The 26,352-nt window shown below is 48.6% G+C and carries 34 protein-coding genes; 33 read left to right on the top strand and 1 reads right to left on the bottom strand.

Annotated features, from left to right (window positions below; all coding sequences use genetic code 11):
• Positions 1 to 175: 175 nt before the first annotated feature.
• The 21 genes from V7149_RS00360 to V7149_RS00260 all read left to right on the top strand — a co-directional run bounded on the left by V7149_RS00360 (position 176) and on the right by V7149_RS00260 (position 16,110).
• Positions 176 to 913, top strand: a complete 738-nt coding sequence (locus tag V7149_RS00360; RefSeq protein WP_335343699.1) for a single-stranded DNA-binding protein — start codon at positions 176 to 178, stop codon at positions 911 to 913.
• 168 nt (positions 914 to 1,081) lie between these two features.
• Entirely contained in the window at positions 1,082 to 1,480 is a 399-nt protein-coding gene (locus V7149_RS00355; protein ID WP_335343698.1) for a hypothetical protein, read from the top strand.
• Positions 1,480 to 2,538, top strand: coding sequence for a hypothetical protein (locus V7149_RS00350; RefSeq protein ID WP_335343697.1), 1,059 nt, complete (start codon positions 1,480 to 1,482; stop codon positions 2,536 to 2,538). Before V7149_RS00355 ends, V7149_RS00350 begins: the two co-directional genes overlap by 1 nt.
• Before the next feature lie 189 nt (positions 2,539 to 2,727).
• The gene (locus tag V7149_RS00345) at positions 2,728 to 5,541 is read left to right on the top strand and encodes a DNA polymerase (protein WP_335343696.1); all 2,814 of its coding nucleotides are present in this window, start codon (positions 2,728 to 2,730) and stop codon (positions 5,539 to 5,541) included.
• Positions 5,502 to 5,711: a hypothetical protein gene (locus V7149_RS00340; RefSeq protein ID WP_335343695.1), complete on the top strand. Its 210-nt coding sequence runs from the start codon at positions 5,502 to 5,504 to the stop codon at positions 5,709 to 5,711. The genes V7149_RS00345 and V7149_RS00340 overlap by 40 nt, the downstream gene beginning before the upstream one ends.
• Before the next feature lie 16 nt (positions 5,712 to 5,727).
• Complete coding sequence (locus V7149_RS00335; RefSeq protein ID WP_335343694.1) at positions 5,728 to 6,741, top strand: hypothetical protein; 1,014 nt, start codon at positions 5,728 to 5,730, stop codon at positions 6,739 to 6,741.
• Positions 6,741 to 6,932, top strand: coding sequence for a hypothetical protein (locus tag V7149_RS00330; RefSeq protein WP_335343693.1), 192 nt, complete (start codon positions 6,741 to 6,743; stop codon positions 6,930 to 6,932). Before V7149_RS00335 ends, V7149_RS00330 begins: the two co-directional genes overlap by 1 nt.
• On the top strand, positions 6,929 to 7,465 hold the full coding sequence (locus V7149_RS00325; protein WP_335343692.1) for a hypothetical protein: 537 nt from the start codon (positions 6,929 to 6,931) through the stop codon (positions 7,463 to 7,465). Before V7149_RS00330 ends, V7149_RS00325 begins: the two co-directional genes overlap by 4 nt.
• Entirely contained in the window at positions 7,462 to 7,851 is a 390-nt protein-coding gene (locus V7149_RS00320; protein ID WP_335343691.1) for a DUF7448 domain-containing protein, read from the top strand. Before V7149_RS00325 ends, V7149_RS00320 begins: the two co-directional genes overlap by 4 nt.
• Complete coding sequence (locus V7149_RS00315) at positions 7,848 to 8,213, top strand: hypothetical protein (protein WP_335343690.1); 366 nt, start codon at positions 7,848 to 7,850, stop codon at positions 8,211 to 8,213. Before V7149_RS00320 ends, V7149_RS00315 begins: the two co-directional genes overlap by 4 nt.
• A 1-nt stretch (position 8,214) precedes the next feature.
• Positions 8,215 to 8,382: a hypothetical protein gene (locus tag V7149_RS00310; protein WP_335343689.1), complete on the top strand. Its 168-nt coding sequence runs from the start codon at positions 8,215 to 8,217 to the stop codon at positions 8,380 to 8,382.
• Positions 8,379 to 8,732 (top strand): class Ib ribonucleoside-diphosphate reductase assembly flavoprotein NrdI, encoded by a 354-nt coding sequence (gene nrdI / locus V7149_RS00305; protein ID WP_335343688.1) that lies wholly within the window; start codon positions 8,379 to 8,381, stop codon positions 8,730 to 8,732. The genes V7149_RS00310 and nrdI overlap by 4 nt, the downstream gene beginning before the upstream one ends.
• The gene (gene nrdE, locus V7149_RS00300) at positions 8,720 to 10,807 is read left to right on the top strand and encodes a class 1b ribonucleoside-diphosphate reductase subunit alpha (RefSeq protein WP_335343687.1); all 2,088 of its coding nucleotides are present in this window, start codon (positions 8,720 to 8,722) and stop codon (positions 10,805 to 10,807) included. Before nrdI ends, nrdE begins: the two co-directional genes overlap by 13 nt.
• Positions 10,808 to 10,820: 13 nt before the next feature.
• On the top strand, positions 10,821 to 11,786 hold the full coding sequence (gene nrdF, locus V7149_RS00295) for a class 1b ribonucleoside-diphosphate reductase subunit beta (protein ID WP_335343686.1): 966 nt from the start codon (positions 10,821 to 10,823) through the stop codon (positions 11,784 to 11,786).
• Positions 11,787 to 11,808: 22 nt separating this feature from the next.
• Positions 11,809 to 12,459 (top strand): PhoH family protein, encoded by a 651-nt coding sequence (locus V7149_RS00290; protein ID WP_335343685.1) that lies wholly within the window; start codon positions 11,809 to 11,811, stop codon positions 12,457 to 12,459.
• Between the two features lie 12 nt (positions 12,460 to 12,471).
• Positions 12,472 to 12,780 (top strand): MazG-like family protein, encoded by a 309-nt coding sequence (locus V7149_RS00285; RefSeq protein WP_335343684.1) that lies wholly within the window; start codon positions 12,472 to 12,474, stop codon positions 12,778 to 12,780.
• Entirely contained in the window at positions 12,780 to 13,580 is an 801-nt protein-coding gene (locus V7149_RS00280) for a thymidylate synthase (RefSeq protein WP_335343683.1), read from the top strand. Before V7149_RS00285 ends, V7149_RS00280 begins: the two co-directional genes overlap by 1 nt.
• A 72-nt stretch (positions 13,581 to 13,652) precedes the next feature.
• The gene (locus tag V7149_RS00275; RefSeq protein WP_335343682.1) at positions 13,653 to 14,057 is read left to right on the top strand and encodes a 3D domain-containing protein; all 405 of its coding nucleotides are present in this window, start codon (positions 13,653 to 13,655) and stop codon (positions 14,055 to 14,057) included.
• 1 nt (position 14,058) lies between these two features.
• A complete protein-coding gene (locus tag V7149_RS00270) occupies positions 14,059 to 14,508 on the top strand; it encodes a hypothetical protein (RefSeq protein WP_335343681.1) in 450 nt (149 codons plus the stop codon).
• Positions 14,492 to 15,088, top strand: a complete 597-nt coding sequence (locus V7149_RS00265; RefSeq protein ID WP_335343680.1) for an AAA family ATPase — start codon at positions 14,492 to 14,494, stop codon at positions 15,086 to 15,088. Before V7149_RS00270 ends, V7149_RS00265 begins: the two co-directional genes overlap by 17 nt.
• Positions 15,088 to 16,110 carry a DNA cytosine methyltransferase gene (locus V7149_RS00260; RefSeq protein ID WP_335343679.1) on the top strand — a complete coding sequence of 341 codons (1,023 nt, stop codon included), beginning with the start codon at positions 15,088 to 15,090 and terminating at the stop codon, positions 16,108 to 16,110. The genes V7149_RS00265 and V7149_RS00260 overlap by 1 nt, the downstream gene beginning before the upstream one ends.
• On the opposite strand, the gene V7149_RS00255 is transcribed toward V7149_RS00260, so the two are convergent.
• A complete protein-coding gene (locus V7149_RS00255; RefSeq protein WP_335343678.1) occupies positions 16,107 to 16,469 on the bottom strand; it encodes a hypothetical protein in 363 nt (120 codons plus the stop codon). The genes V7149_RS00260 and V7149_RS00255 overlap by 4 nt on opposite strands.
• Positions 16,470 to 16,643: 174 nt before the next feature.
• Between V7149_RS00255 and V7149_RS00250 the strand changes: the two genes are divergently transcribed.
• From V7149_RS00250 to V7149_RS00195, 12 genes are all read left to right on the top strand, one after another.
• Entirely contained in the window at positions 16,644 to 16,928 is a 285-nt protein-coding gene (locus V7149_RS00250; RefSeq protein ID WP_335343677.1) for a sigma factor-like helix-turn-helix DNA-binding protein, read from the top strand.
• A complete protein-coding gene (locus tag V7149_RS00245) occupies positions 16,925 to 17,290 on the top strand; it encodes a hypothetical protein (protein ID WP_335343676.1) in 366 nt (121 codons plus the stop codon). The genes V7149_RS00250 and V7149_RS00245 overlap by 4 nt, the downstream gene beginning before the upstream one ends.
• A gap of 163 nt (positions 17,291 to 17,453) precedes the next feature.
• Entirely contained in the window at positions 17,454 to 17,609 is a 156-nt protein-coding gene (locus tag V7149_RS00240; protein ID WP_335343675.1) for a hypothetical protein, read from the top strand.
• Positions 17,602 to 18,465, top strand: coding sequence for a hypothetical protein (locus tag V7149_RS00235; RefSeq protein ID WP_335343674.1), 864 nt, complete (start codon positions 17,602 to 17,604; stop codon positions 18,463 to 18,465). Before V7149_RS00240 ends, V7149_RS00235 begins: the two co-directional genes overlap by 8 nt.
• Before the next feature lie 318 nt (positions 18,466 to 18,783).
• Positions 18,784 to 19,179 (top strand): phBC6A51 family helix-turn-helix protein, encoded by a 396-nt coding sequence (locus V7149_RS00230; RefSeq protein ID WP_335343673.1) that lies wholly within the window; start codon positions 18,784 to 18,786, stop codon positions 19,177 to 19,179.
• A gap of 593 nt (positions 19,180 to 19,772) precedes the next feature.
• Complete coding sequence (locus V7149_RS00225) at positions 19,773 to 20,330, top strand: hypothetical protein (RefSeq protein ID WP_335343672.1); 558 nt, start codon at positions 19,773 to 19,775, stop codon at positions 20,328 to 20,330.
• 103 nt (positions 20,331 to 20,433) lie between these two features.
• Entirely contained in the window at positions 20,434 to 22,125 is a 1,692-nt protein-coding gene (terL, locus tag V7149_RS00220) for a phage terminase large subunit (RefSeq protein ID WP_335343671.1), read from the top strand.
• Between the two features lie 2 nt (positions 22,126 to 22,127).
• Entirely contained in the window at positions 22,128 to 23,603 is a 1,476-nt protein-coding gene (locus tag V7149_RS00215; protein ID WP_335343670.1) for a phage portal protein, read from the top strand.
• Complete coding sequence (locus V7149_RS00210) at positions 23,603 to 24,463, top strand: phage minor capsid protein (protein ID WP_335343669.1); 861 nt, start codon at positions 23,603 to 23,605, stop codon at positions 24,461 to 24,463. The genes V7149_RS00215 and V7149_RS00210 overlap by 1 nt, the downstream gene beginning before the upstream one ends.
• Positions 24,464 to 24,509: 46 nt before the next feature.
• Positions 24,510 to 25,118: a hypothetical protein gene (locus tag V7149_RS00205; RefSeq protein ID WP_335343668.1), complete on the top strand. Its 609-nt coding sequence runs from the start codon at positions 24,510 to 24,512 to the stop codon at positions 25,116 to 25,118.
• 57 nt (positions 25,119 to 25,175) lie between these two features.
• Entirely contained in the window at positions 25,176 to 26,084 is a 909-nt protein-coding gene (locus V7149_RS00200) for a major capsid protein (protein ID WP_335343667.1), read from the top strand.
• Between the two features lie 58 nt (positions 26,085 to 26,142).
• Positions 26,143 to 26,346, top strand: a complete 204-nt coding sequence (locus tag V7149_RS00195) for a hypothetical protein (RefSeq protein ID WP_335343666.1) — start codon at positions 26,143 to 26,145, stop codon at positions 26,344 to 26,346.
• Positions 26,347 to 26,352: the final 6 nt, after the last annotated feature.

Below are 26,352 nucleotides of genomic sequence, written 5' to 3'. Positions count from 1 at the left end.
GCATGGCGGGCAAGCGGCGAATAAGCCGCCCGTCCGTGAATGTTCCGGATCAAAGCGCTGACACAGGCGGCGGAGCCTTGCGCCCACGGCCAACTGTCCAGGACTATGCGCTTCCGGAACGTCCACGGGCGCGGGAATTATCCGGCGTTCGAAACTACAAATGGAGGTAGATAAAATGAGTATTCGCGACATTTTAAAACAGCGTGAACAGGCACGCGATCAAGCATCGAAAGGGGATTCGGAATTTCCCGAAGGCGTAACGAGATACGTCCGCATGGGCCGACACGGCGAAGTCAACGCGGACGGCAAAACGTTCGTTATCCTCGCACAGCCTGACGATTGGTACGTTTACTTCGTGCATGAGGACAAGGTTTTCGAAGGCAAAACGGTGCATAAGTTCCGCAAGCATACGTGCTTGCACTCGCCGAAGGAAGCCAATGCGGATCTGCTTACGTACTTCAAGCCGGGCAAATCCGAGTGTATTTCGTGCAAGGCGGGCGCCAAACGCAAAATGTTCTTCATGATTCCGGTGTTCGACCCCGAATACAACACGTATCGAGTCATCGACGTTGCCGAGTTCCATGCGAACAACTTAATCGCCGACTACGACAAGGCCGAAAAGCCAGCGAAAAAGTTCAACAAGGATTATTCGCTAGTGGGCGACGCGGTGTTCATCAAACAGTCCGACAAGACGTACGCACTCGAATCGGCTGAGCTGGACGACGCGGTTATCGAAGCGGCAAAGGCATTTATCGGATTCGACTTCGGCTACGCTGACCTCGCTAACTTCCGCGAAGAAGCTGACATCATTACGCTATTACAAGAGGCGACGGACGGCTCGGTTGACAAGTCGGTGCTTGGCGGCGAGCAACAACAAGCGGGCGATGCTAGCGGGCAGCAGTACGATTTTTAATAGGAGGTGACATCGTATGAAATACCTTAATTATTTTAATGTGATTATCTGGTTGCTACTATTCGTCGGATACTGTGCCGGATGGGTTAAACCTAGTAACGTATTCATTGGCGCAATGTTCTTCCTTATCACATTTAACGCATTCATTGATGGATTGGAGGCGAAAGAATGGCACATGAAACGCAAATCATCGGAGCAATATCGGAATTAACCGCAGCCACTCGAATGATGGAGACGCTCGGATGGGAAGTTGCCAAGCCGTTAGTGCCGGAGGTCTACGACTTCCTGGCGCGCGATCCGGCGAATGGTCAAAGTTATCGCGTTCAAGTTAAGACGTTGCGAATACGTGCCGACCGCGACAATGCACTCGTGGTCTATGCACGAAAGGGCAACGGTCAGCCATACACAGCGGACGACTGCGACTATATTATTGGCGTTGACGGCACTCGTGCTTTTATGTTCGAATGCGTAGGTCACGCGGAGTATTGGTCGACGGAACAAACGGCAAAGAAACGTTGGATTGAGTTGCACGGCAGTATCAATATCGAAAAAGGGGCGATTGCGTAATGGCGAATTTAAATAATATCACGGTAAACGTAAGTTTGAACGGACCATTGGACGTTGATAAAATTGCGGAGGAATTAAAAGCGACGATCCATGCGGAGATGATGCGGGTCGGTATATCGGTTGAAGTGTCGAAACAGTACCGCCTAGTCACCGATCGCGAGCCGAAAGTGGGCGACTTCGTAAAGTTCACCAAAACGGACGACGACGATTTGACAATCGGAAAATATTACGAGGTTGAGGACGTCGACTGTGACGGTGACCTTGTGATTACTGGCGATAACGGCGACACAAGCTTTGCAATGTATACCGAGGAAGAGTTCAAAGTTTATGAAAAGGTCAGCGCCGACACGTCGATCACGCACAATGGCACGGAATATTCGCAAGTTGACCGTAAAGCACAGCCGGGCGATGTCGTAGTGTTTACGGCTACGAATAGTGACTATTTTACGAACGGTAAAATTTACGGTCCGGTAAGTAAACATATGACCGTTGTAGACGATGTCGGTAATGGCTGCCTGAGCGTTTACAATAACGTCAACAAACGCACGGTCGACAACGTTAAGGTTTACGCGCCGGTGACGGACGGGCAGCCGAAGGGGCAGACGTTCAAGGTCGGTGATTATGCGAAGGTTGTAAACGCCAGCACTATTTATAACGAAAACAGCATTCCCGAAGGCGAAATCGTAGAAATTGTCGAGGACGATAAATCTGAAACGCCATACCGAATGAAATCGTTGATTAGCGGAGAACTTCGATGGGCAAAAGCTAAGCACATCGTCCGCGCAACCGATGAAGAAGTTGCGGAAGCAAAGGCGCAACAAGCCGAACTGGCGAAGTGGGCCGCCATCGGACGCAAGCCTAACGAGTTCAAGAAGGGCGATATTGCAAAACTTGTCCTATCGAACGGATCCACTTACTTCGGTGAAATTGCAGACGTACGAACGGAATCATCGGTTGGTTTTAAGCATCTTCACGCAATAAAGTACGGAACGACCAGAGAATATATTAAAAACCTAACGCTAATCACGCCAGTCGAAGCGAGGTTCGACTGGCAATGACTTGCGCAAACTGCAACGTAGACATTTCGCCAACCAACTCGCACCTTTACGACGACCATGCGGAGCTGTCGTTCTGCGACACGCAATGCTGGCGAGAATGGGCGTGTGACAAGGGCGAAGAGACGGTCCTGGCGTTTTACAAACGATTAAACGTAGACGAAGTATCATAGCGGAAAGGAGCGATATTACTTGACGCTAAACATTCAGTTGAATTTGCGGAGTAAGGCGAGCGAAGAAGTTAGCGAAAGGGTCAAGGCGGCGGGCAAACGGAAGGCATCGGCAAGTGAAACGATCGAGGAAGCATTCGAACGTGTCGGCGGGATGAAACTTAGCGACAAAGAACGGGAACTTTACGCAATAGCAAAAACGGCTTACTTTTCCGGAACGATAGGCAGGCTTCGGGAAGGTAAGCTCGCGAAAGCGGAAGTGCTCGAAATGGGACGGCGAAAGCAAACGGAAGAAGCGGAGAAGTTGCGGCAACAACGACTCCGCGAAACTGCGGACCACGTGCCCGACAATTATCACATCGTAACGGACGACGGTAAGCTCGGCAAGATGATGGACCGATTACGCGAGGAAGTTCGGCTACAGGCGTCTGACCCGTGGTTCAAAGCGATATTCGCACGATTCAACGATACTGCTATCCGAAAAAAGTTGCTCGAACGAGGCATCGAAATTCCACTCGTTCAATCACTCACCGTTTGGGATACGGAAACAAGCGGAGTCGATACGATGATTGACCTAACGGGTGGTTACTCGTTTTGGTTACCGTTGCTCAACGAAGGCTATTACGTTGCCTACGGACATTTAACTGGCGAAAAACAATGCACGCGATCGAAAGCGTTGGCGGTCATTCGCCGATTTATGGAACTGGAAGCGCATCTTAAATCGTTCCACAACGCCGAGTTTGACTTGAACATGTTTCGCAACGACGGTATGTATCCGATGGGCGTTCGCTACGACTCTATGGACGCGCAAAAGATTTTACTAGATTACGAGTCAACTTACGCATTAAAGTCGTTGTTTACGAAATACAAACAAGCAATCGGTGGCGAAGCGGCAGAAATGGACGACACGACTTTCGAAGATTTATTCGGTAACAGTTCACCGATGATTCATCCGATTAAACCGGTCGGCGTTTATGCGATAAAGGACGTTCACAAAGGCTGGCTACTCACGAAATGGCAGCTCGAAACGATGCTGAAAACGGATGATCTTGCGAAAGCCTACTTCGAAATTCGGCAGTATTTACCGCAAGTAAACGTTGAAATCACACGGACGGGCTTCGAGGTCGACCTCGAAGAACTCGCAAGGCTAGGCGTTGATTATCGTGAACAGCACGGCAAGGCTATGCGGGAGTTGTACGAAACGTACGAGTTAAACTCGTCTGACTTCCTTTACGAAATGTCAATGACGCTAAAAGGTGACAAGATAGCGGAGTGGGTCGATGCACAGCGAAAGAGAATCGAAAAGCAGGCCGAAATGTTGCGAAAATGCCAAGCGGAATTAGCAACGGCAAATCCAGTGACGAAGAAATACGATCAGCTAAAAGATCGAATTGAACGCTATCGAAATAATCCTTTGCCGGAAGCTATACCGCAAAATGCGCCGGATTATGTGCCCGAATTTAATCTCGCAAGTAACGATCATCTTGCGTTTCTAATATACGACAAGCTCGGCATCAAAGACCGTACGAAAGAAATCGTCAAGGACAAGAAGAAAACGCGGGCTGTGTCGGCTGACGTTCTCGAACGCTACTTCAAGGAGGAAGAATCGCTCAAGCCGTTAGCGACATTTACCAAGTTCGAAAAGTTGCTAGGCACATATGTCGATAAGATTCCACAAGCGCTTGACGTGGATGGTCGGATTCATACTTCGCTTAAAACCGTGTCGACAGGACGTTATGGTTCGAGTGGTTATAACGGAAAGCCAAACGAGGTCAAGCCAGCGGAAAACACCGACGAGAACTACATCGACATCATGCGAAAGTTGGTCGATTGTGACGAGAAAGTGCCGAAGGGAACGAATTTGCAGAACATACCGTCGCGAAACGAAGAAGGCCTAAAGGTGCGTAAGACGTTCAAGCCTCGCGATGGTTACACGTTCCTCGGCTCGGATTTATCATCGATTGAGCCTCGTTTGCAAGCACATCGTATGGCGACTGAGTTCGGCGATGAAATGTTCGCAGAAATGTTTCGTAAAGGACTCGACCCATATATCGAATTTGCTTCGATGATGTTCGATGTTCAGCGCGAACTTTGTGCCGAAAAGGCTTATCGCGAAGGTTTAATTAACATTCCATATCGTAAGCTGACGAAAGACATGTTCCTCGCGAAAGGTTACGGACAGGCAGAAGATCAATTCGTCAAGATTGCGGTCAAGCGTGGTATCACCGAACAAGCAGCGAAAGAAGGTTACGCAAAGTTTGACGTGATTCTGCCAGGGTTTAGCAAAATGGTCGAGGAGACATTCGAACACTTACGACAACACGGCTGGGTCGCTACATTGTGGGGGCAAAAGCGAAGGTTCCCGGATTATAAGGCGCAATGGCAGAGGTTATGTGTACTAATGAAAAAAGCGAAAATTAACGGCAAAAACGACCCCGAATTGGCGCCGAAATCACGCCGATTAAAATGGGAAGAACGGTCGGAATTTTGGGAGTTAATCAAAGCGACAGGTCGTGCGGAGCGGCAGGCGTTCAACCATACAATTCAAGGTTCGGGCGCGAACGTCTTGCAACTGTGTATGATTCGCAGTTATTACGAATGCACACTCGCGCGAGGCTGGGAATTTAATCTAACGTTGCACGACGAACAAAAACATTCGATTCCTAACGATCAATTAACGCCCGAAGCAGTTGCGCTGTACAACGACATCATGACGAATACCGTCGCGCTAGAAACTCCGTTAGAGTGCGATACGGTCATCGAAGTTTGCTGGATGGAGGAATACTCGGCGGACGAATGGGATTTCGAATTACAAAAACCGAAGGAGGCGGTCTAATGAAAACATTTTTATTCGGGCTACTAGCGATAATCGCCGTACTACTATTCGTGGCCATCATTTACGCAGCGGTCGGCGCAATCTTTTACCTCGGATTGCCGGTGCTAGGCGTTGAGATAACGTACGGACAGGCGGTTGTACTAGCGATTCTGATTTCGACAGTCGGGTAGTTGTTACGCGGTGGAAATGGCGGAAAGCAAGCGAAAGGGGACGATTAATCTGACGAATATAAACATCGAACAAATAGCGCAGGAATTTACGCAACAACTCGACAGATGGTACTCCATGCCGGAGCAATATGATAACGAACTCGACCGGCAAATTCACCAATGGTACGCAAACCCGCCGCAAGTATGGCCGAAGCGTCCGTATTTCTCGCCGTCAAATTCGAAAGCCTGTCCGCGCGAACTATACGTCAAAGCCAAACGTGCGAAAAAGGACTCGTTTCCCAAACCGCCATATCAAGGACGTTGGCAAGAAATCGGAACGGCGATCGGCGACGTCATTCAGCGGACCATTCTCGCAATGGAACGTAATCTGCCCGGCTGCCCTTTCCGATTTGAGCGCAACGCCGATGGGACGCCTGTTTTCGAGGACTTTGCGAAGAAGAATCACGAAATCACGCACAAAGGGCAACGGTTTTACCTTTACGGTACCTGCGACGGCGTCATGCAGTATATCAACGAGGATGGCGAAATAATTCGCGTGGGCCTCGAAATCAAGTCGAAGCAATCAACGCCAGCGAAAACGTCCTTGTACTCATTTAAAGAGGCGGAGGAAGGGCACCGTCAGCAATGCGTAGCCTACTCGATTATGTACGACGTTGACTACTACATCATCTTGTACGTGAACACAGCGAAAAAGGCGTGGGTCATGAGCGATGAGGATTACGCAGCGACACCGGACATTAGAGCGTTTGGCTTCGAGATAACGGACGCTGATCGTGAAGCATTACTCGATAACTTTGCGGAAATAACGAGGTGCATCAATAACGACACGCCACCAGCGATTGATTTGTCGCGATGGACGTTCAACAACTTCAAAACGGCGTGTGCGTTAAGTCTTAGCGAAGATGAATACGAAACACTTCAAGCGCAAGTCAGCCGAGCAATGCGATCGGGGCTGTCGCAACGGACGAAGGAACAGTATTACGAAGCGTTCGAGTTTATTCGCGAGGTGCGGGAAAAGGAGGCGGTTTGATGGTTAACGGAAAAATAAAGAATTTCACTCACGTAGCACAAGAAAATGCGGATGTCTTTTTCGAGAAGGTCAGCAAGAGGTTACAGGAGCTTGCCAATTTAGACGTCGAAGTTCAGTACCAATGCACAATGCAACCAAACGGGGTAGCCTTATTTTCTGCGGTGATTATCGGACGTGAGGTGAAGGCGTGAGAATTCTCGCATTTGACACCTCGCTATCAGCACCCGGCGTTGCCATCATCGAAGTTGTTCGGGGTAAACCTCGCATAGTCGACCTATCGCACGTCACGACCGACTCGAAAACGCAAACGCACGGACTCCGCGCCGACATTGTCGAGAGTTGGACGACGCTATTCATCGCCAAGCACGCGAAAAAGGGATTCGATTTCATTACTCGCGAGGATTTCCACGGACAGTCCAGCGCGCAAAACTATCCGGTGATGGCTGCGTGGAGCGGTTGCGAAAGGGCGGTCGAAAAGTTCGGCTTCAAGTTCGACAAGTTTACGTATACGCAAAAGAACGGGCGCCGGAAAACGTTGCTCGGAATCCCGCAGTCGCAAGTCAAGTTGCTAGTGGTCGGAAAGGGTAAGGCGGAAAAGGACGAAGTAGCCGTAGCCGTGCGAAAGTGGACGGGCTACACGGGCGAATTTGCGACGGATGACTGTTCGGATGCGGCGGCCGTGGGACTGGCGTATCTAATAAACGAAGGAGTGATCGCGGAATGAGTTATCTATACGGAAGTGAGTGGGTCACTGTGGAAGAGTTAGTCGGCAAAACGATTGTTAGCGTAGAAAATCGCGATAACTACGAACTTCATTTTCAAACCGACAACGGGGAGAAATACGTCATGTTTCACGAGCAAGATTGTTGCGAAAGTGTTTCAATCGAGGATATTAACGGAGACTTAGACGATTTAATCGGTACGCCTATCCTTATGGCGGAGGAAGTAATGCAAGAGGGCGAGGAAAGCGAGTGGGGCGAATCATCGACATGGACGTTTTATAAAATCGCAACTATTAAAGGTACGGTCGTCATTCGATGGCTTGGCGAGAGTAATGGCTATTATTCGGAATCAGTTGACTTCGTTAAATTAAGGGAGGCGGCGGAATGAAACAGCAAGCAATCGAAAAGGCAACGCAATATATCGAAGCAATGGCGGCGAAACTCGGAGTAGCTGCCGAGCATGTTTACGGATTGATGGTTCGCCAGCAGATTGCGGACGGGGTTGTTGCGATCGTCGGGTATCTAGCGTTCTTAGCGATAGGGATAGCGATTATTTTAATTGCGAGAAAGTATGCAGACTATAAGGACGGAAATATGGCGACCGTTATCGTGTTATTTGGAACACCGCTGTTTATGATATTCGCATTACTTTTCGGGGCATTTGACGTACTAACTGCGATTAAGCAACTAATTAACCCCGAATACTACGCGATCAAAGAAATCCTCGACGCACTATCGGGCGGGAAGTAACATGCACGCCGAAGCATACCGAAAGTTCATTCGAGTATTAACGCAAGAATTAACGGAAATTGACCGTGACCTTGCCCGTGAGAGCGAGCGCCAATCGGAATTACTCGCTAGGCGGGCGGAGGTCGTCGATGGGTTAAACGGGTTGAAAAAGGAGCTTGATAAGCGGTGATTTATTACGCCACATTAACGGGTAACGTTCGGCGGTTCATCGCCAAGACCGGACTGCAGGCCGAAGAAATCAAACCGGGCTTAATCGCAAATAAACGATTTATATTAGTTACCTACACGATAGGGCTCGGAGAAGTACCAGCCGTGGTCGCCGACTTTCTAAAAGAAAACGGCGAATTACTTGCGGGTGTAGCGGTTAGCGGTAACCGTAATTGGGGCGACTACTATGGAAGGGCTGGCGATATTATCGCGAAAGAGTACGGTGTTCCCTTAATGCTGAAATTCGAATTAGCAGGCACGCAGGACGACGTAAATAAATTTAAAGAAAAGGTGATCCAATGCAACATATAGCGTTAAACAACGAAATTATGCAACGAGATAACGACGGTAGTTTGCAACTCGATAAAGATAAAGAAGCGGTCAAAGCGTATTTTATCGACTACGTTAACCAAAATACCGTATTCTTTCATAACTTGCGTGAGAAACTCGATTACCTTGTCGAAAACGATTATTACGACAAAACGCTGCTTGATAAATACACCTTCGAAGAAATTAAGGCGGTTTATAAAACGGCATATGCGAGGAAATTTCGCTTCCCTTCGTACATGTCAGCGTTTAAATTCTACAACGATTACGCGTTGAAAACCAACGACGGGAAAAAGATTCTTGAAAGGTATGAAGATCGCATTTCAATAGTCGCCCTTTTCCTCGCGGACGGTGACGCAAAAAAGGCAATTGAATTTGCGAATCTATTAATCAATCAAGAATATCAGCCGGCCACGCCTACGTTTCTAAATGCTGGCAGGGCGCGAAGGGGCGAGCTAGTGTCGTGCTTCCTACTCGAAGTAGGCGACAGCTTAAACGACATCAACATGGCGGAATCTACAGCGAAACAATTATCAAAGATCGGCGGTGGCGTCTCGCTTAACCTTTCGAAAATCCGCGCAAAAGGCGAATCGATTAAAGGCATAGCTAACGTCGCAAAAGGCGTAGTGGGCGTTATGAAACAATTAGACCACGCTTTCCGTTACGCAGACCAAATGGGGCAAAGACCCGGCGCTGGTGCCGTTTACTTGAACGTATTCCACGCCGATATTAACGACTTTCTTGAAACGAAGAAGATTAACGCCGACGAAGATTTCCGAGTTAAAACATTGTCAATAGGCGTAGTCATTCCCGACAAGTTTATCGAACTAGCCCGCGAAAATAAACCCGCATACGTATTTTACCCTTATACGGTTTATAAGGAATACGGCGAGTATTTAGACGAAATGGATATCGACGAAATGTACGATAAATTAGTCGATAACCCTAACATTCGTAAGGACAAGGTAAACCCACGCGCCTTGCTAGAAAAGATCGCTGCCTTGCGGTTTGAGTCCGGCTACCCTTACGTTATGTTCGACGGTAACGTCAATAAGGCGCACGCACTCGGTAATCTCGGCAAGGTAAAGTTTTCGAATTTGTGTTCGGAAATCCTCCAGTTCAGCGAGTTATCCGAGTACGCAGATTACGGCGAGCAAGACGCGCTAGGGTTCGATATTTCGTGCAACCTAGGCTCTCTGAACATCGCGAATGTTATGGCGAATAAATCCATCGAAGGATCGGTCAAGCTCGCTATGGACGCGTTGACACGTGTATCTATCGAATCTAATATCGCAAATGCGCCGGCAGTTGCTCGAGCCAATCGCGAAATGAGGTCGGTAGGTCTTGGCGCAATGAATCTACACGGATTTTTAGCGCAAAATGGCATCGCGTACGAAAGCGCCGAAGCACGCGAATTTGCAGACGCATTTTTCGCAGCTGTCAACTACTATTCGCTAGTACGGTCGAATGAACTTGCGGAAGAGACTGGCGAAGTATTCCACGGATTTGAAAACTCGGCATACCACGATGGCAGTTATTTCGATGACTACGTTAAAGCGGATTACTTGCCGAAATCCGAACGTCTCAAGGCGTTGTTCGACGGTATCGAGCTTCCAACAACCGACGACTGGAATGAACTGCGTGGGCGGGTGATGGCAGGCGGTCTTTATCACTCGTATAGACTAGCGATTGCGCCGACTGGCTCTATCTCATACGTACAGTCAGCGACAGCAAGCGTAATGCCGATTATGGAGCGCATCGAGGAACGGACGTACGGAAATTCGAAAACATATTATCCGATGCCGGGCTTGTCTCCGCAAACGTGGTTCTTATTTAAAGAGGCGTATGACATGGACATGTTTCGAGTGGTCGACATGATCGCGACAATTCAGCGGCACGTCGATCAGGGCATTAGTTTCACGCTGTTTATGAAAGACACGCATTCAACACGCGATTTAACGCGAATTGACTTATACGCACACCATCGCGGAATCAAGACGATTTACTATGCTAGGACAAAAGATACGGGCCAGGCCGACTGCTTATCTTGCACGGTTTAAGGAGGACGATAACTTGACGAAAGTATACACGGCGGCTAACTGGTCGCAACAAGACGATGATTTTACGCAAATATTCTACGCACAAAATACGCGCCAGTTTTGGCTACCCGAAGAAATCTCGCTAACCGGCGACATTCATTCGTGGAAGGGACTCTCCGAAGAAGAACGGCGCGCCTACATGCAAGTCCTCGCTGGCCTAACGATGCTAGACACGATACAAGGCGATGACGGCATGACGTCAATAGTCCGGCACGTAGAAGGACACCAGCGAAAAGCCGTCCTAACGTTCATGGCAGCGATGGAAAACGCTGTGCACGCGAAGTCATACTCGAATATTTTCATGACGCTTGCTTCGAAAGAAGAAATCGACGGCTTGTTCGAATGGGTGCAGGAAAATCCGCATCTACAACGCAAGGCGGCGGTCATTCGTAAATACTACGATAATATCACGGACGACGAATCGTTATATAAGGCGATGGTTGCGTCAGTATTTCTCGAAAGCTTCCTGTTCTATTCCGGCTTTTACTATCCGCTGTATTTCTACGGGCAGGGTCGAATGATGAACAGTGGTGAGATCATAAATCTGATAATCCGCGACGAGTCGATCCACGGCGTGTATGTTGGGCTACTTGCGCAAGAGCTTTACGCTACATTTTCGACCGCCAAGCGCGAGGATTTACGCGACTTCGTAATTACACTGCTCGAGGAGCTTTACAAAAATGAAGCCGAGTATACTTGCGAAGTGTACGACCCCGTCGGGCTATCCTGCGATGTTAAGGCGTTCGTACGTTACAACGCTAATAAGGCGTTAGCTAATCTCGGATTCGATTCGTACTTTGACGACGAGCGAGTAAATCCGATTGTTATGAACGGCTTATCAACAAAGACGAAATCACACGACTTCTTTTCGATGAAAGGAAACGGCTACAAGAAAGCGAGAGTTGAGCCGGTAAGAGACGAAGATTTTATCTTCGAATAATCGAAAGTGGGGCGAAGTAAAAATGCCATTACCAGCGAATAATATGCTATTCGGCTTCGAGCCGTTATTAACCGACGAGCAACGAGCGTATGTCGATTCAATTTTCGATAACCAACTTACGATAGTCAACGCGAAATCAGGCACGGGCAAGACGACGCTCGCAGTTGCTTGCGCCAAATTACTAGGCAAGCCGTTGTTATACACATTTTCACCAGTCGAAGAAGGCTCGCTCGGCTTCACGCCAGGCACGGTCGAGGAAAAAGAATCCAAGTATATTCAACCGCTGCTCGACGCGTTAGTCGAGATTCGAGAGGACCAGCGCTTTGCAATTAAAAGCGAAAAGAATCCCGACATTATTAACGAGGGTGCGTGGATTACAGCGAAATCGCATACATTCGTTCGCGGTACGAATATTAAAGACTCCGTTCTGATCGTCGATGAGGCACAAAACTTCACTCGCGGCGAATTAAAGAAATTGCTGACTCGATGCCACGATACTACGAAGGTCATCGTAATTGGTCACGACAAGCAAATCGACCTTAAAGACCCGAAGAAGAGTGGCTTCGTGCCTTACATCGAACATTTTCGCAATGAACCGTATGCGAATGTATTGGAACTTACGAAAAACTTCCGCGGGCGATTAGCGCAGCATGCGGACGAATTAGAATGGTAGGAGGATGATAGGATGAACGTAACTGCGAAAATTAAACAATGGGCAATCGACCGCAATCTCCATACGGCTAATCCCGACAAGCAAATGCTCAAATTATTCGAAGAGTTAGGCGAGTTGGCGGAAGGAATGGCGAAAGCACGGCCGGACCAAGTAAAGGACTCAATTGGCGACATATACGTTGTGCTAACGATTCTATCGCTTCAACTCGGAATTGACATAGAAGATTGTATCACGATTGCCTACGGTGAAATAAAAGATCGCAAAGGGCGTATGGTCGACGGAGTTTTCGTAAAAGAGGCGGATTTAAAGGAGGCGGAATAATGGCTGACAAACAATATCTCGAACTAGCGCAGCACATTCTCGACCACGGCGTCGAAAAGACCGACCGAACCGGCACTGGCACGTTGTCAGTGTTCGGGTGGCAGTCGCGATATGACTTATCGAAAGGCTTTCCGTTGCTAACTACGAAAAAGCTTCACTGGCCGTCGATCGCTCATGAACTGTTGTGGTTTCTTAGCGGTGACACAAACGTCAAATATCTTCGCGAAAACGGTGTTCGGATATGGAACGAGTGGACGGACGAAAACGGCGACTTAGGGCCGGTGTACGGGGCGCAATGGCGAAGTTGGCTTGTGGAGCCTCACGTTATGATCGACCAAATCGCGCAAGTCATCGAACAAATCCGCACGAATTCCGACAGCCGGCGACTAATTGTGTCAGCCTGGAACGTTGGCGAAATCGACGAAATGGCGCTGCCACCGTGTCATCTATTGTTTCAGTTCTACGTTGTGGAGGGGCGGTTGTCGTGTCAATTATACCAACGTTCGGCTGACGCATTTTTAGGAGTTCCCTTCAATATCGCGTCTTATGCACTACTAACGCATATGATCGCACATGTGACCGGCTTACAAGTCGGAGAGTTCGTTCATACGTTAGGCGATGCACATATTTATACGAATCATATCGAACAGGTCAAAACGCAATTACAGCGTGAGCCTCGACCTTTGCCTACGCTTAAAATCAAGCGAAAAGTATCGAACATCGACGATTTCACATTTGACGATTTCGAAATTATCGGCTACGACCCGCATCCTCACATCGCAGGCAAAGTCGCAGTTTAAAGTATTGTGACCGGAATGTAATGAAGGGCAAGGAGTGATTCCATCGGTACGACAACCTTAGCGATACTACTAATGACGCAAATACTGACGCACGCAAACGAAGTAGCCAGCGAGCCTTACGAAATGCCGACCGTGCTAGTCGAGGCGGTCGAAAGCCCTTGGCGCACATTCGAAGCTACCGCATATACCGCGCAATGTGACGGATGTATCGGGATCACGAAAACGGGCGTTGACGTGCGCAACACTATTCGACATAACGGGCGGCGAATCATCGCAGTCGACCCGAATTTCGTTCCGCTTGGGTCGGTCGTGGAAGTCCGGCTGACTGATGGCAGCACTTTCGAAGCCGAGGCGCAGGACATCGGCGGGGCGATCAAGGGCGCACGCATTGACTTGTTGGTTGCAGACAAAGCAACGGCGAGGCAGTTCGGGCGACAAAACGTTGAAATACGAATTATAGAAGAAGGGAAGCGGTAAAATGGGCGGTCAATTAGTTGTATTAACGGAGGACGACATTCGGAAACAACCAGATAAGGTAATCGAATTACTTGCGAATCTAGCCCGCAGAGTCACATCGCTTGAGCAACAGTTGAAAGACGCGCAAGGTAACGTCGAGCGACAGGCGCAGGAATTAGCGGAAGTCAAACACCTCGCGGTTTCGAACGAAAAGGACATTGCGGCGTTGGACGAGCGTACTCAGCCGATACCTTGCGAAGAGGGGCCTACAACAGATGAGTCGATCGTTATCGACCTTGCGAAAATTAAGACGTTCAAACTGTCGGACTTAACCGGCAAGACTTTGCGTATTTACTCGGCGACAGATACGGCTGACGGAATTAGCGTTACAACTACGGTCGCAATCGATGGGTTTGACGGCAAAATGTACGTATTAGAAAGCGAGGTTTCCGCCAATGAATCACACGATTGAAGTTTCGCGAAAAGTCATCGTTACTAAAATTTGTCTCTGTGGGAAATTGAGGGCCGGCAAGGATGCGGTGGCACAGCAATTATACTTGCACCACGGCTTTGACAAGGTCGCGTTCGGTGACGCGCTTAAACGAGTCGCACACGAAACCTTCCCGTGGGTGAGCGAGTTTTCAAAGCCCCGCGCGCTGTACCAGCAAGTCGGCCAGCTGATGCGCGAAATCGAGCCGGACGTGTGGATTCGGCATGTCGAGCGCAGGGTTGAATCGTTTATTAACATACGCAAAGACGATCGAGATCGCGTTGGCATTGTCGTCACAGATTTGCGGCAGCCGAACGAATATGAATGGGCACGGGCTAACGGCTTTACGATTATTCGTGTCACAGCTCCCGAAGCCGACCGTTTGCTGCGGGCAAAGTTGGCTGGCGACGACTTCTCCGAGGCGGACTTAGCGCATGAAACGGAAAGCCATGTCGATGGGTTTACGGTTGATTTCGAGGTGGTCAACGATGGGACGGTCGAGGAACTACATGCGAAGGTTGACGCGATAATGGCGGAGATAAACGCGAAAGGGGCGGTTTAATGTCGTTTAATTTGACTCCACAATTACCGGCGAATGGTCTAACAGTGCTTGAATTGTTTTGCGGTGGGGGTCTTGGGGCAATCGGCTTCAAAGCGGCAGGTTACGAGATTATAAAAGCGCTAGACTTCGATAAAAACGCGGTCGCTGCTTATCGGCATAACTTCGGCGATTACGTAGAACAAGCGGATATTAGTTCGGTGGATATAGGCAGTTTACCGAACGCGGATGTCATTTTCGGAGGACCACCGTGCCAGGACTATTCTGTTGCTGGGAACGGAGAGGGGGAAGAAGGCGAGCGCGGCAAACTCGTCTTTCGATACCTCGATATTATCGCGGCGAAACAACCGAAAGCATTCGTATTTGAAAACGTAAAAGGGCTTATCGGCAAAAGGCATCGGCATACGTTTGACGCGCTACTATCTAAATTTAGCGAAATTGGATACGAAGTAAGTTGGCAACTAATTAACGCGTGGGATTACGGTGTAGCACAAAAGAGAGAGAGGGTATTTATCGTTGGGGTTCGGCAAGACCTCAGCGTTAAGTTCGAGTTTCCTACGCCGATGGAAGGAGACTACCGGACGAAAGTATTGCGGGATGTAATCAGAGATTTACCGGACCCTCATCCGGAAGAGCGTAACCCTCAAGATGGCAGGTATTCATCTCAATTTCTTTCTCGGAATAGAGTGGTTGGCTGGGAATCCCCTGCGTACACGGTCCTTACAAGTCCGCGGGATGCTTCCATTCATCCGGGGGACGGAGATCTTACGATGGATGTCGTTCGTGAACGTACCGAAAAACATTACTCATCGCCAAAAAGCGATAGCGAGCAGCCGTTTCATCCATCGGAAGCGCCGCGAAGGTTTACCGTCCGAGAGGCCTTGCGTATTCAATCTGTGCCGGATACGTATGTGCTGCCCGATTCAATCTCGCTGTCAGCGCAGTACCGCATCGTTGGCAACGGCATCGCAAGTCGGGTCGCTTGGTACATCGGAAAGGCACTAGCGGATCAATTACCGCGCTAGTCCTTCGGCAGCTCAAACGCATGCCAAAACACGCTTCCCTCGTCAACTTTTCCGACATAAACGAATTTCGCCGGTAATTGTCCGGGTATTGCGAGCTTGTCCGCAACCATCTTGCCGGCTTTCACGCCGAGGTAGCCACGCTTGTCGGGGCGGACAGTCGTCGCGTTCGGTATTTTCGCAAGGTCTTGTTTTACAACGCCAATTCGCTTGTTTTCAACGTCAACGCTGACGACAACAGGCGTAAATTGGGTAATCGCAAGCTCGCGGAGGGCTGACGCTGACACGCGCAAGCGGTAAAACTTATCGATCGTCAGCGCAACATCGCCACGCGACGTTAATTTCAACGGTTCAAAAGCCAATATAATCACGTCCTATATACGAAATAGTTAACGTTATTATAACGCAAACGAAACAAAAACGAAAGCGAGGCGGTTTATATCGACAAACAATCGAAGGAACGGGCGCTCGAATCGAAATACCCTGCGCTAGACAATCCGCAAGGCGTCCGCATGTTGCTCGGCGATTATCATGCGTTGGTCGAGCGCCAGTATGCGGGTGACTACGATGCGATCGTAATACTTGTCGACTTGGCAACGGCAATCGAGCGGGCGGGGCTTACGGATAGGCAGCGTGAAGCCCTGTCGCTCGTATATGTCGAGGATTTGACGCAAGAAAAGGCGGGCGAACGGATGGGAATTCGGAGGGAAGCAGTTAAGCGTCATGTAATCGTTGCAGAAACGAAGATTGCTAGAGTCTACGAGTCTTGGGCGAGAAAAGGCGAGGGATATTCATTAAATATCGGGGAGGAAACGGAATGACATCGAACGAATTTAACTCAAAAATAGACGAGCTGTGGTCGCAAACAAAGGCGGGTAACTTACCGCGCGAGGAAAGATTCGCCGCAATCGAGGCGCTAACGGTCGAATACGTGTCGGCAACGGGCAAGCGTCCTGATCCCGCGCAGCTCGATCGGTTGGCGACGCTGTGCTTATACGAAGAATTAACCGACCCGCATCCGGATAAAATGGCGCGCGATGAGTACCCGATTATGAGTGATTCGCAGGAAGAAGAACGTCACAAGGACGAAGTATCGCTGACTTGGGCGGAAAGTGTCGGTACTGACGGAAGAGATTACGCAAAACAGACGAGGGAATATCGTCGAAAGTTACGAAATTTATAAGAAAGTAGTACCATTTTAGGTCGTTAGTTGGCTATACCTTATAGAGGGAAGTTTATACGCTCGTCAGCGTTATGTTGACGGGCTTTTTTATTTTGCGAAGGAAAACGAATGAGTCGGGTATACTCCGACCGTCCTTCCGATTATTCAAACGGAGGGGAATCAATTGGTACAGAACTATATTTGCGGTCACAAAATGAAAGAGGTAGTCGTTGACATTACGCGAAAATCTGACAGAAAGACAGCTGAAAACGTAATCGTCAAACATTGCGAAATATGCAACGTTTACTACGTGGATTTCGAGGTGATTTCGTTTGAATAAAGCCGAACTAAGCGCGAAAGTTTCGCGGCTAATCAGCGGAGCGCCTCGTGGCACGATAACGCACACTACTGGCAATTTCGGACGCGATGAAATCGGAACCGTGTACTTTATACAATCAGCTGCTCAACGAGAAACCCAACGACGAATCATGCGGCAGAAACGAGAAGGACGCAAAGAAGCGTTCTTTTTTAGCGTTATGGAGCGAATGCACTACGTCGCGAGCGTACTAACTCCGGCTCAATGTGGTTATTTGCTCGTACTAACAAGCCACGTCGACTTTGACGGGCAACTCATTAAGTCCGAAAAAGACCCGACGCCAATGACGCCGGCCTGCATGCAGAAAACGTTGAAGCTAACGTCTACCAAACGTCGTACATTCTACGACTTTATGGACGCGTGCCTTGACCACGGAATTATTAAGCGGAAAGATGACGCCTATTACATCGAGCAGGGCTTTCATTTTCGGGGCAAGACGGAAGGTGAGCGTGTTGTTCGGACGTATATCGCACAGCTTCGCGAAATGTACAAGGAAGTAAATGCGCACGACATCGGCCTGCTGTACCGGCTTCTCCCGTTTATCCATGTTGACACGAATATCCTTTGCGCGAACCCTAACGAAAAGAATCCGAGCGCGGTCGTTAAGTTTAATCGTAAGTCCCTGGCGGAAGCGATCGGCGTAACTCCGCAAGTCATTTCACGAGCGACATCGCGTATGATTTACGACGGTAAGTCGGTCTTTGCGAAAGTGTCCACGGCTACTGACGGTACGTTTTATATGCTGAATCCGTCGATATTCCGGAGGGCTGATCGTGATGATTACGACGTGACGACGCGTGTTATATTCGGGCTGAACTAAAAGTGTGTTCCCATTCGTACAGTTTCGGCCAAAAGTGTGTTTCTATTCGTACACCGAAAAAGTGACGCAAACCCTTGTGGGAGTAGGTGTGGAGGCGGTTTTAGGGGCGAGATGATATATAATATAAGATACGTAATCCTTGCGCCCTCGTTCCGCTTTGCTACACTACGGCGCCTCGCTTTTATATTTAAATACATTTTCGCGAAAAGAAACATATGCGTAGCAGAACGTCGGCGTTAGCCGGCGGGCTGCAATGTTTTAATAACCGAAGGTTAAACGTTAGTAACGTATGAATTTACGGAAAGGAGAACGATAGACATGGCGTTAAAACGATTAAACACCGAGCATCTTATCGCTATTAAGTGGCTTGCGCTACCGAAGAAAGGCGGCAAGACTATCGCTGAAATAGCGCAGTTATGCGACGTAAGTGAACAGTCGATTTACAACTGGCGTAAGGATCCGTTGTTCGAGCGTGAGTTAAAGCGGGAAATGGTTCGTAATACGCTCGATAAGTTGCCGGAGGTACTCGAAGCTGTGCCGGATATTATCGTACGTGACGGTAACGCTGCGATGTTCAAGACGTTGTTGCAAGCGCATGATATGCTGACGGACAAGGTCGAAGTTGAGACGAAGCAGTCGGGCGATAGCGTTAATGTGGACGAGTTACGTGCGAGATTAGAACGGTTGAGGGCTGACGATTCTAAAGCGGAGTAATTTACGCACATATAATAGGAAGGTAAGCGGATGCGGGCGATTTAGTTAGGTTTAGCTTACGAGGACGTTTCGCTGAATACATCGGTTGGGGCCTCCTGACGCACGACCCCTCGGAAATTTTCAGACGCCCGCATAAACGCTGCATAAACTCGCATGTAGTTACGAAAACCGTATGCAAGAACGGTGGGAAATACCGTCGCCCAACCGACCTACCGTCCGCGTCAAATCAACAATGTATAAAATCGTGCATAAACGATATAAACAGGCGGAGTGCAAACGTTGATATACCGCGGGTTGCGATCGGACCCAACTTCCGATAGGAATTATTATGTAAACTAGAAATGAATATTTTATACATCGATATGCAGCACGAGAATATTGTCGATGAATAAATATTCTAGTAGGGGGTACCAAGGGGGACTACCCCAATTTTTTCAAAATAAAGGCGGAACTTCAATCCGCGCTTCAATTTTTAATTTTGGCTTTAGCGTAATAAAGCGTATGCCTGCCGAATGCCTAACGGTGGGCTTTTCGTATTACATAGCGTCACACCTAACGGTAGTCGGCGCAAATAAAAACGAAGGATGATGACGATGAGTAAAATCGAAGAATTAAGCGTATATCTTAAAACCTTACGCGAATTGAAAGCCTGCGGGTATAAGTGCGAAAAGGAGATTGCGGAGGCTATTCGAGAAATGCAGGACGTACTTGAAATTGGCGAAAGAGTGAAAAGTGACGATAATTATGTTCGTTACAAACTCGCTATAAGAGGAATGGTAGACTCGTATGCCGGAATACCTACGAACGAGCAAGTTAAACTAAAGGTAACGAATAAGTTTATTTACGATTTATATAAGGATTTCCCTAGGCTAACCGACGTATGTATCGGATTCGAAAGGGGTAGCGGAGTAACTACATCTATTGCCGCATTAATCAAGACGTTTGACGACGTTTACTTTATCGTTAGAAGCGATAGGGAAGCCGAACATTTAATGGCACGACTTTGCAAGTCTGATCGAGTACTAGCGGCTGCAGCAGGAAACAATTTACGAGGTAGACATTTTGGAGGGACGGTATTCGTAGACGACAGTGTGGGCGACATCTCCATAAAAGCTACGAAGGTAATACGTATTAAATCGTTCGAAGTATAAACGGAAGGGAGGTCGATGTTCTATCGCATGGGTAAACGGAAAATGGCTCGATCGTAATTCGCGGGCTGCACTTATCGATGATCTAACCGAAGTAATCGACGCAATGGGCGCAAATGTAGCGTCACTTGACGACGTGGATTTAGCGAAACTTGACGGCTATATCACCGAGCTTGAGCGCTTACGCCGTGTCCATCGTGCCGAAGTCGACCTCTTATATTTCGCATGGTGTTACTTTAGCGATGTTGCCAATCCGGACAACGACGGGAACTGGGACGGTTTTGACCTCCCCTCGGTTGATTTCGCGCCACGGTTTCACAAGGAAATCTGCGACATAATAGACGATGTAGCCATTCGGACACCTAACGCTAAGGTCGCGGTTGCAGCGCCTCGTTCGCACGCCAAATCGTCGTACTTATCGAAGGCATCGCCGTTGCGTGAGATCGTTATGCGCAGGCGAAAATATATCATTATTATATCCGAAACGCCATCGGTCGCAACGGCCAACCTCGAATGGATCGCGAACCAGCTTAAAGGAAACGCCAAGCTACGCGCCGACTTTGGGCCGTTGTTATCGCCGAAACAACAGATGAACCCTCGTGACAATTCCTCGGAGTTTATCGCATGGGAGTCGCAAGGGGAGGTAGTAGCCCCGAAACAACTAACGCTGACACAAGCGGCATCGACAGGGCAGGCGCTCCGTGGACGTAACTGGAACGGAACGCGACCCGACCTCGTTATCTGCGATGACCTAGAGGACTTGCGCTCGAACGCAGGTACAAAGGAGCAACGTGAAAAGCTGGCGGATTGGTTTAGCGCGGTAGTCATGCCGTTAGGTGACCCGAAAGGAAAGAAAACGGCGTTTCAGTATATGGGGACGGTCGTACACGCGGAATCCTTGCTGAATAACGTAATTAAGCATCGCGCCGACTTCAACTCCGTCAAATATAAGGCGCTGATAGACGAGCCTGATCGTATGGACTTATGGGAACGATGCCGTGCGCTATACCTTGATGACGCCTTGACGCCTACCGAGCGAAAAGAAGCAGCCGAGCAGTTCTACGCTGACAATTACGAAGAAATGGAGCGCGGAGCAGTCGTCTTGTGGCCGGAAGTCCAGCCGTTATGGAAGCTAATGACGTGGAAATGGGACAACGGTTCCAAGGCGTTTAACACGGAATATCAAAACGAGCCGCGCGACGAAGAATCAGCGATATTCCATGTCGATAAGTTGCGCATGTTTGACGAGTCGGATTTGTTCGATAAAGAAGGGCGCCCGATGCCGTTGGAGTTTTTCGGCTTTTGGGACATCGCATTCGGAAAGTCTCGTAGGTCGGACTACAACGCTATTGTGACGGTTGCTCGCAATCGAATCACCGGCGTTTTATTCGTTGTTGACGCGTGGGCAAAGAAATGCCAGGCGCATGAAGCACTCGAAGTCGCCGTCGAGAAAATCGAGGAATACGGTCATAAGATATTCGGCGTTGAAACAGTCGGCGCCCAGCATGACCTTTATCGCCAGTTACGCGAACGTCTCGCTAAAGACGGCATATATGGTACAAAGTTAAAGCCGATTGTAACGCGGTCAAATAAAGAAGAACGAATCGAGTCGCTTGAGCCGTTGTGTGAAAGCGGCTTTTTGCGTTTCCGAAAAGACCAACGCTTGTTGTTCGAGCAGCTTGAGCAGTTCCCTGGCGGAACCCATGATGACCTGCCGGATTCGCTCGCAGGTGCAGTTGATTTAGCCGGTGGAACTAGACGTAGGCGAACGTTCTATACCAAACCGAAAGGAGTGTAACCGTGACATTATTTAAAATTGGCGAATACTACCCGCATCCCGCACATAAAGATCGCATCTTGCGGTATCGCGAAAATAAGAAATTATTTAAGGGCGATCATTACAGCGTGCTTGAACAGAAAGCGGCTTATTTAACCGGACGACAAGCGAATCTCGTTTATATAACGGTGAATATTGCCGGTATCATATGCAAGAAATCGGCGGACTTCCTTTTCGGAGAAACGCCGATATTTAGCGCAGGAACATCGGACAATTCGAGGGAACAAAAAGCCATCGAGCGATTGGTTGCGGATAACGACCTAAGTATCACGAATTACGAATCGGCGCTAGGCAATTCCTATCGCGGCGACTCATTCTATAAGGTTCGCTGGGGGCAACGTTACGGTGGGCTACTCCCTGTTGCAACGGATCCATACCGCGTAATTATCGAAGCGCAAAACGCGGAGTATGTTTTCCCGGAAACATCGCCGACCGATGCGAATACGATTCTTGCTTACCACGTTGCGTACCCGCAATTAGTAGAACACATGAAAGGCGAAGAGTGGATTTTAAACGTAGAAACGCATTATCCAGGGCGTATCTTTTATCGCAAGTTTCGCATGAACCCGATTAACTACGTGCAAGGCACGAACGAGGTTGCCGAGTGGAAAATCTATGCGGAGCTCGTTGATGCTCGAAACGCCCTCGAAACAGGCGTACCGTTCCCATTAGTTATACACGTCCCTAATTACGCAACTGACGACGAATGGGAAGGTATCGACGACTTAACGGAACATACCGGCATATTTGACGAAATCAACAACCGCCTAAGTAAGATCGCTGAAATCCTCGACAAGCACAGCGACCCAGCGATGGCGGTTCCGGCGGGAACGCTCGGCGAGGATGAAAACGGACAGCCGATATTCCACGCAGGCCGCGATAAGATATTCGAGGTCATGGATAAAAACGAAATCATGCCGCAATACATTACGTGGAATGGTCAACTTGACGCAGCGTTTAAAGAACTCGAACGGCTTGTCGACTTGCTACTAATGAACGCGGAAATTCCAGCGGTTGCGCTCGGACGAGACAACAGCGGCACTTCGGGGTCGAGCGGTGTATCGATTAAATGGCGCATGAACTCGTTGTTAGCGAAGATTAATAGGAAGCGACAATATTACGAAAAAGGACTGAAACACGTTCTACTAATTGCGCAAATCCTAGAACACGCGCAAAGTGACGAGAAGCTAGATTACGCAATTTCAACGCCGATAATCAGATTTAAAGACGGATTGCCTGACGATGAAATGGAACAAGCGACTATTGCGCAAATCAAGACGGGCGGCAAGGCAACACAATCGCAATTATCCGCGATTATGCACCTGCACGGATACACAGAAGAACAGGCGCGCATTGAGCTGGAACGTATTCAAGCCGAAGAAAAGGCGGAAAGTTTCGTTGATTCTTCGATATTCAATAAGGAAGGCGGCGAAGAATAATGCTCTTTCCGCCACCGCCTAACTACGATTACGACGCTAAAAAACTCGTAAGATATTACGAAAAAGCTATTGACGATATTTTACGAGAATTAGAGCGTATAGATTTAACGAATTTTCAGCGCGCTAACGCCATAGCAACGCTGGGCTCCATTAGCGAGATTCTACAAGACCTTGACGGAAAAGCCGCGGCATGGGCTACGGTTGCTATTACTAAAGCGGTCACAGACGGTGTAGTCCGATCAATGATTACGCTAGGAGTCGCGGATAACGTTCAGCAAGCGCAGACAATCGTTAGGTTCAACCGAATCAACCGTGAACTTGTTAAGGCAGCGACTGCAGACACGCAAGCCGACTTACTCGCCGTTACAAAAAACGTCGACCGAAAAGTTCGTGCAGCAGTCCGACAGGTTACGGCGGAGGTGTTTCGCGCGAACTTACCGAAAGGCATAAACGCGACACAATCGTTACGGAGGGACATTACGGCTGGTCTGCGAAAACAACTCGGCGAGTCCGTAAATACCGGCATCATTGACGCGGCTGGGCGTCGGTGGAAGCCGGTAACCTACGCCGACATGCTTGTTCGCACGAAAATGATGGAAGCGCACAAAGAAGCGACTGTTAACGAAGCGATAGCGCAAGAGGCGTATTACGGGGTGATTAGTCGCCACGGCGCAAAGGACGCTTGCCGTACGTGGGAAGGTCGAATCATCAAACTCGACCGAAACGCGCCGGGCAATTATCCGTATCTGTACGACTTGCCCCGTAATGAAATTTTTCACCCGTACTGCCGGCACGTAATAACGCCGGTTAGGGTAATCGATTATTTACCCGATGACATCAAAGCATTAAACGATCTTTAATACTCCAAATCGTGTCGCACACGTTAAAAGCGAAGGAGGTAACGAGTTGAAACGATCAAACTTTTTATTACCGTTAAATTTACAAACATTTGCGGAGGATTCAAACGCAACCTCGTCGGACGCGACGTTAAACACGGGAGCACAAGCGAATGATAAACCCGCCGGCGAAGCGTCTAAACAGCAGACGGATCACATGATTCCGAAAAGCCGTTTTGACGAGGTTAACCAAAGATTCAAGGACGTCCAAGCACAATTAGACTCAATATTAGCTGAAAAGCAAGAGGCAGATCGAAAAGCGCAAGAAGAGCAAGGAAAGTTCCAGGAACTATACGAAAATACAGCGAAAGAATTTACGCAAGTTAAAACGCAGTATGAAAGCGTAGAGAATCGAGCGAAGGAATTAGAAGGCGTAATTACCGGATTACTAGAAACTAAGCTTTCAACTATTCCGGAAGATTATCACGACTTAATTCCGGGCAATCTTACGCCGGAACAGAAACTCGACTGGATTAATAAGGCGGAGACGAAAGGGCTATTCGGCAAGAAGGAACAAAAGCCAATCGGCGAGACAACCAGCCCGTCACACGCACAAGCATTCGATTTAAACACTTTATCACCGGTTCAATTATTGAAAGCGGGCTACGGCTCGAAATAAGGCGCTTATAGGCGTCTTTTTTAAATACAAAAACTATTCATAAAGGGGATATTAAACATGGCATTAACATTAGCAGAAGCAGCAAAATTATCGCAAGATACGTTACAACGTGGAGTTATTGAAACATTCGCAAGGACTTCGTCTTTCCTTGAACTATTACCACAAATGGATATCAGCGGAAACGCCTACGCATACAACCAAGAGGGCGCGTTACCTGGAATCGGATTTCGTGACGTTAACGAAGGCTACGAGGCATCCGAAGGCGTAATCAATCCGCAATCAGAGCGTTTATACATCGCTGGGGGAGACGTTGACGTTGACCGTTTTATCGTTCAAACACGTTCGAACATTAACGACGTTCGCGCTATCCACACAGAAATGAAAGCGAAGGCTTTAGCGCTTGCTATCACAAACCAATATTTCAACGGAGATCAAGCTACTAACGCGAAAGGTTTCGATGGACTTAAAAAGCGTTTAAGCGGAAAGCAAGTTATCGACGCTGGGGATAACGGTGCTCAACTAACAATCACAATGTTAGACGAGTTAATCGACGCAGTAGAAGGCGAACCTGATGCGTTGTTCGTATCTAAGGCAATGCGCCGTGAAATCAAGCGCGTTATCCAAAATCATAACGGATATAGCGAGGGTCAATACGATGCGTTCGGACGTCCAGTTATGTCTTACGGCGGTATCCAAATCCGTACGATTGAGGACGATAACACGGGCGCAGCAATTCTTGGCTTCAACGAAACGCAAGGATCAGCTTCAAACGCTGGCTCTATTTACGCGGTTAAATTCGGACCGGAGCAGTACGTGTCAGGACTACAAAATGGCGGCGTAAGCGTTCGTGACCTTGGCGAACTTAACGAAAAGCCAGTATTCCGTACTCGTATCGAATGGTACGCGGGAATGGCGGTATTCCATCCGAAAGCTGCTGCACGTCTAAAAGGCGTACTAAAAGCGTAATTAACGGCGGGCCTAGCGCTCGCCTTTACTTTTTATGACGGAAGGAGCCGAACAAAACGTGAAATATAAAATTTTAACGCCAAACGAACAGTACAACGGAGTTACCGAAGGAGTCCCGTTCGCGGTAGGCGTTGGATATACGGACAATGAAGCGATCAAGAACGTTTTGGTAAACGACTACGGATATAAGTGCGAAGAGAAGGAGGCTGTAAAGCCGAAAACACAAACGGAGGCTAAGCCGAAGAAAACCTCCGGAAAATAGGAGGTG

Source organism: Bacillus sp. JJ1503 (genome assembly GCF_036965125.1).
Lineage (GTDB): Bacteria > Bacillota > Bacilli > Bacillales > Cytobacillaceae > Cytobacillus.
The sequence above is the reverse complement of the archived record's forward strand: the minus strand, read 5'-3'. Positions and strand labels throughout refer to the sequence as shown.

What these genes read in the sequence shown, in the direction of transcription:
- V7149_RS00200 (WP_335343667.1), top strand. Translation starts at nt 25,176, where the DNA reads ATGGCATTAACATTAGCAGAAGCAGCAAAATTATCGCAAGATACGTTA.
- V7149_RS00225 (WP_335343672.1), top strand. Translation starts at nt 19,773, where the DNA reads ATGAGTAAAATCGAAGAATTAAGCGTATATCTTAAAACCTTACGCGAA.
- V7149_RS00355 (WP_335343698.1), top strand. Translation starts at nt 1,082, where the DNA reads ATGGCACATGAAACGCAAATCATCGGAGCAATATCGGAATTAACCGCA.
- V7149_RS00350 (WP_335343697.1), top strand. Translation starts at nt 1,480, where the DNA reads ATGGCGAATTTAAATAATATCACGGTAAACGTAAGTTTGAACGGACCA.
- V7149_RS00270 (WP_335343681.1), top strand. Translation starts at nt 14,059, where the DNA reads ATGGGCGGTCAATTAGTTGTATTAACGGAGGACGACATTCGGAAACAA.
- V7149_RS00320 (WP_335343691.1), top strand. Translation starts at nt 7,462, where the DNA reads ATGAGTTATCTATACGGAAGTGAGTGGGTCACTGTGGAAGAGTTAGTC.
- terL (WP_335343671.1), top strand. Translation starts at nt 20,434, where the DNA reads ATGGGCGCAAATGTAGCGTCACTTGACGACGTGGATTTAGCGAAACTT.
- V7149_RS00315 (WP_335343690.1), top strand. Translation starts at nt 7,848, where the DNA reads ATGAAACAGCAAGCAATCGAAAAGGCAACGCAATATATCGAAGCAATG.
- V7149_RS00265 (WP_335343680.1), top strand. Translation starts at nt 14,492, where the DNA reads ATGAATCACACGATTGAAGTTTCGCGAAAAGTCATCGTTACTAAAATT.
- V7149_RS00230 (WP_335343673.1), top strand. Translation starts at nt 18,784, where the DNA reads ATGGCGTTAAAACGATTAAACACCGAGCATCTTATCGCTATTAAGTGG.
- V7149_RS00310 (WP_335343689.1), top strand. Translation starts at nt 8,215, where the DNA reads ATGCACGCCGAAGCATACCGAAAGTTCATTCGAGTATTAACGCAAGAA.
- V7149_RS00330 (WP_335343693.1), top strand. Translation starts at nt 6,741, where the DNA reads ATGGTTAACGGAAAAATAAAGAATTTCACTCACGTAGCACAAGAAAAT.
- nrdE (WP_335343687.1), top strand. Translation starts at nt 8,720, where the DNA reads ATGCAACATATAGCGTTAAACAACGAAATTATGCAACGAGATAACGAC.
- V7149_RS00335 (WP_335343694.1), top strand. Translation starts at nt 5,728, where the DNA reads ATGGCGGAAAGCAAGCGAAAGGGGACGATTAATCTGACGAATATAAAC.
- V7149_RS00340 (WP_335343695.1), top strand. Translation starts at nt 5,502, where the DNA reads ATGGGATTTCGAATTACAAAAACCGAAGGAGGCGGTCTAATGAAAACA.
- V7149_RS00275 (WP_335343682.1), top strand. Translation starts at nt 13,653, where the DNA reads ATGACGCAAATACTGACGCACGCAAACGAAGTAGCCAGCGAGCCTTAC.
- V7149_RS00260 (WP_335343679.1), top strand. Translation starts at nt 15,088, where the DNA reads ATGTCGTTTAATTTGACTCCACAATTACCGGCGAATGGTCTAACAGTG.
- V7149_RS00290 (WP_335343685.1), top strand. Translation starts at nt 11,809, where the DNA reads ATGCCATTACCAGCGAATAATATGCTATTCGGCTTCGAGCCGTTATTA.
- V7149_RS00285 (WP_335343684.1), top strand. Translation starts at nt 12,472, where the DNA reads ATGAACGTAACTGCGAAAATTAAACAATGGGCAATCGACCGCAATCTC.
- V7149_RS00280 (WP_335343683.1), top strand. Translation starts at nt 12,780, where the DNA reads ATGGCTGACAAACAATATCTCGAACTAGCGCAGCACATTCTCGACCAC.
- V7149_RS00360 (WP_335343699.1), top strand. Translation starts at nt 176, where the DNA reads ATGAGTATTCGCGACATTTTAAAACAGCGTGAACAGGCACGCGATCAA.
- V7149_RS00245 (WP_335343676.1), top strand. Translation starts at nt 16,925, where the DNA reads ATGACATCGAACGAATTTAACTCAAAAATAGACGAGCTGTGGTCGCAA.
- V7149_RS00210 (WP_335343669.1), top strand. Translation starts at nt 23,603, where the DNA reads ATGCTCTTTCCGCCACCGCCTAACTACGATTACGACGCTAAAAAACTC.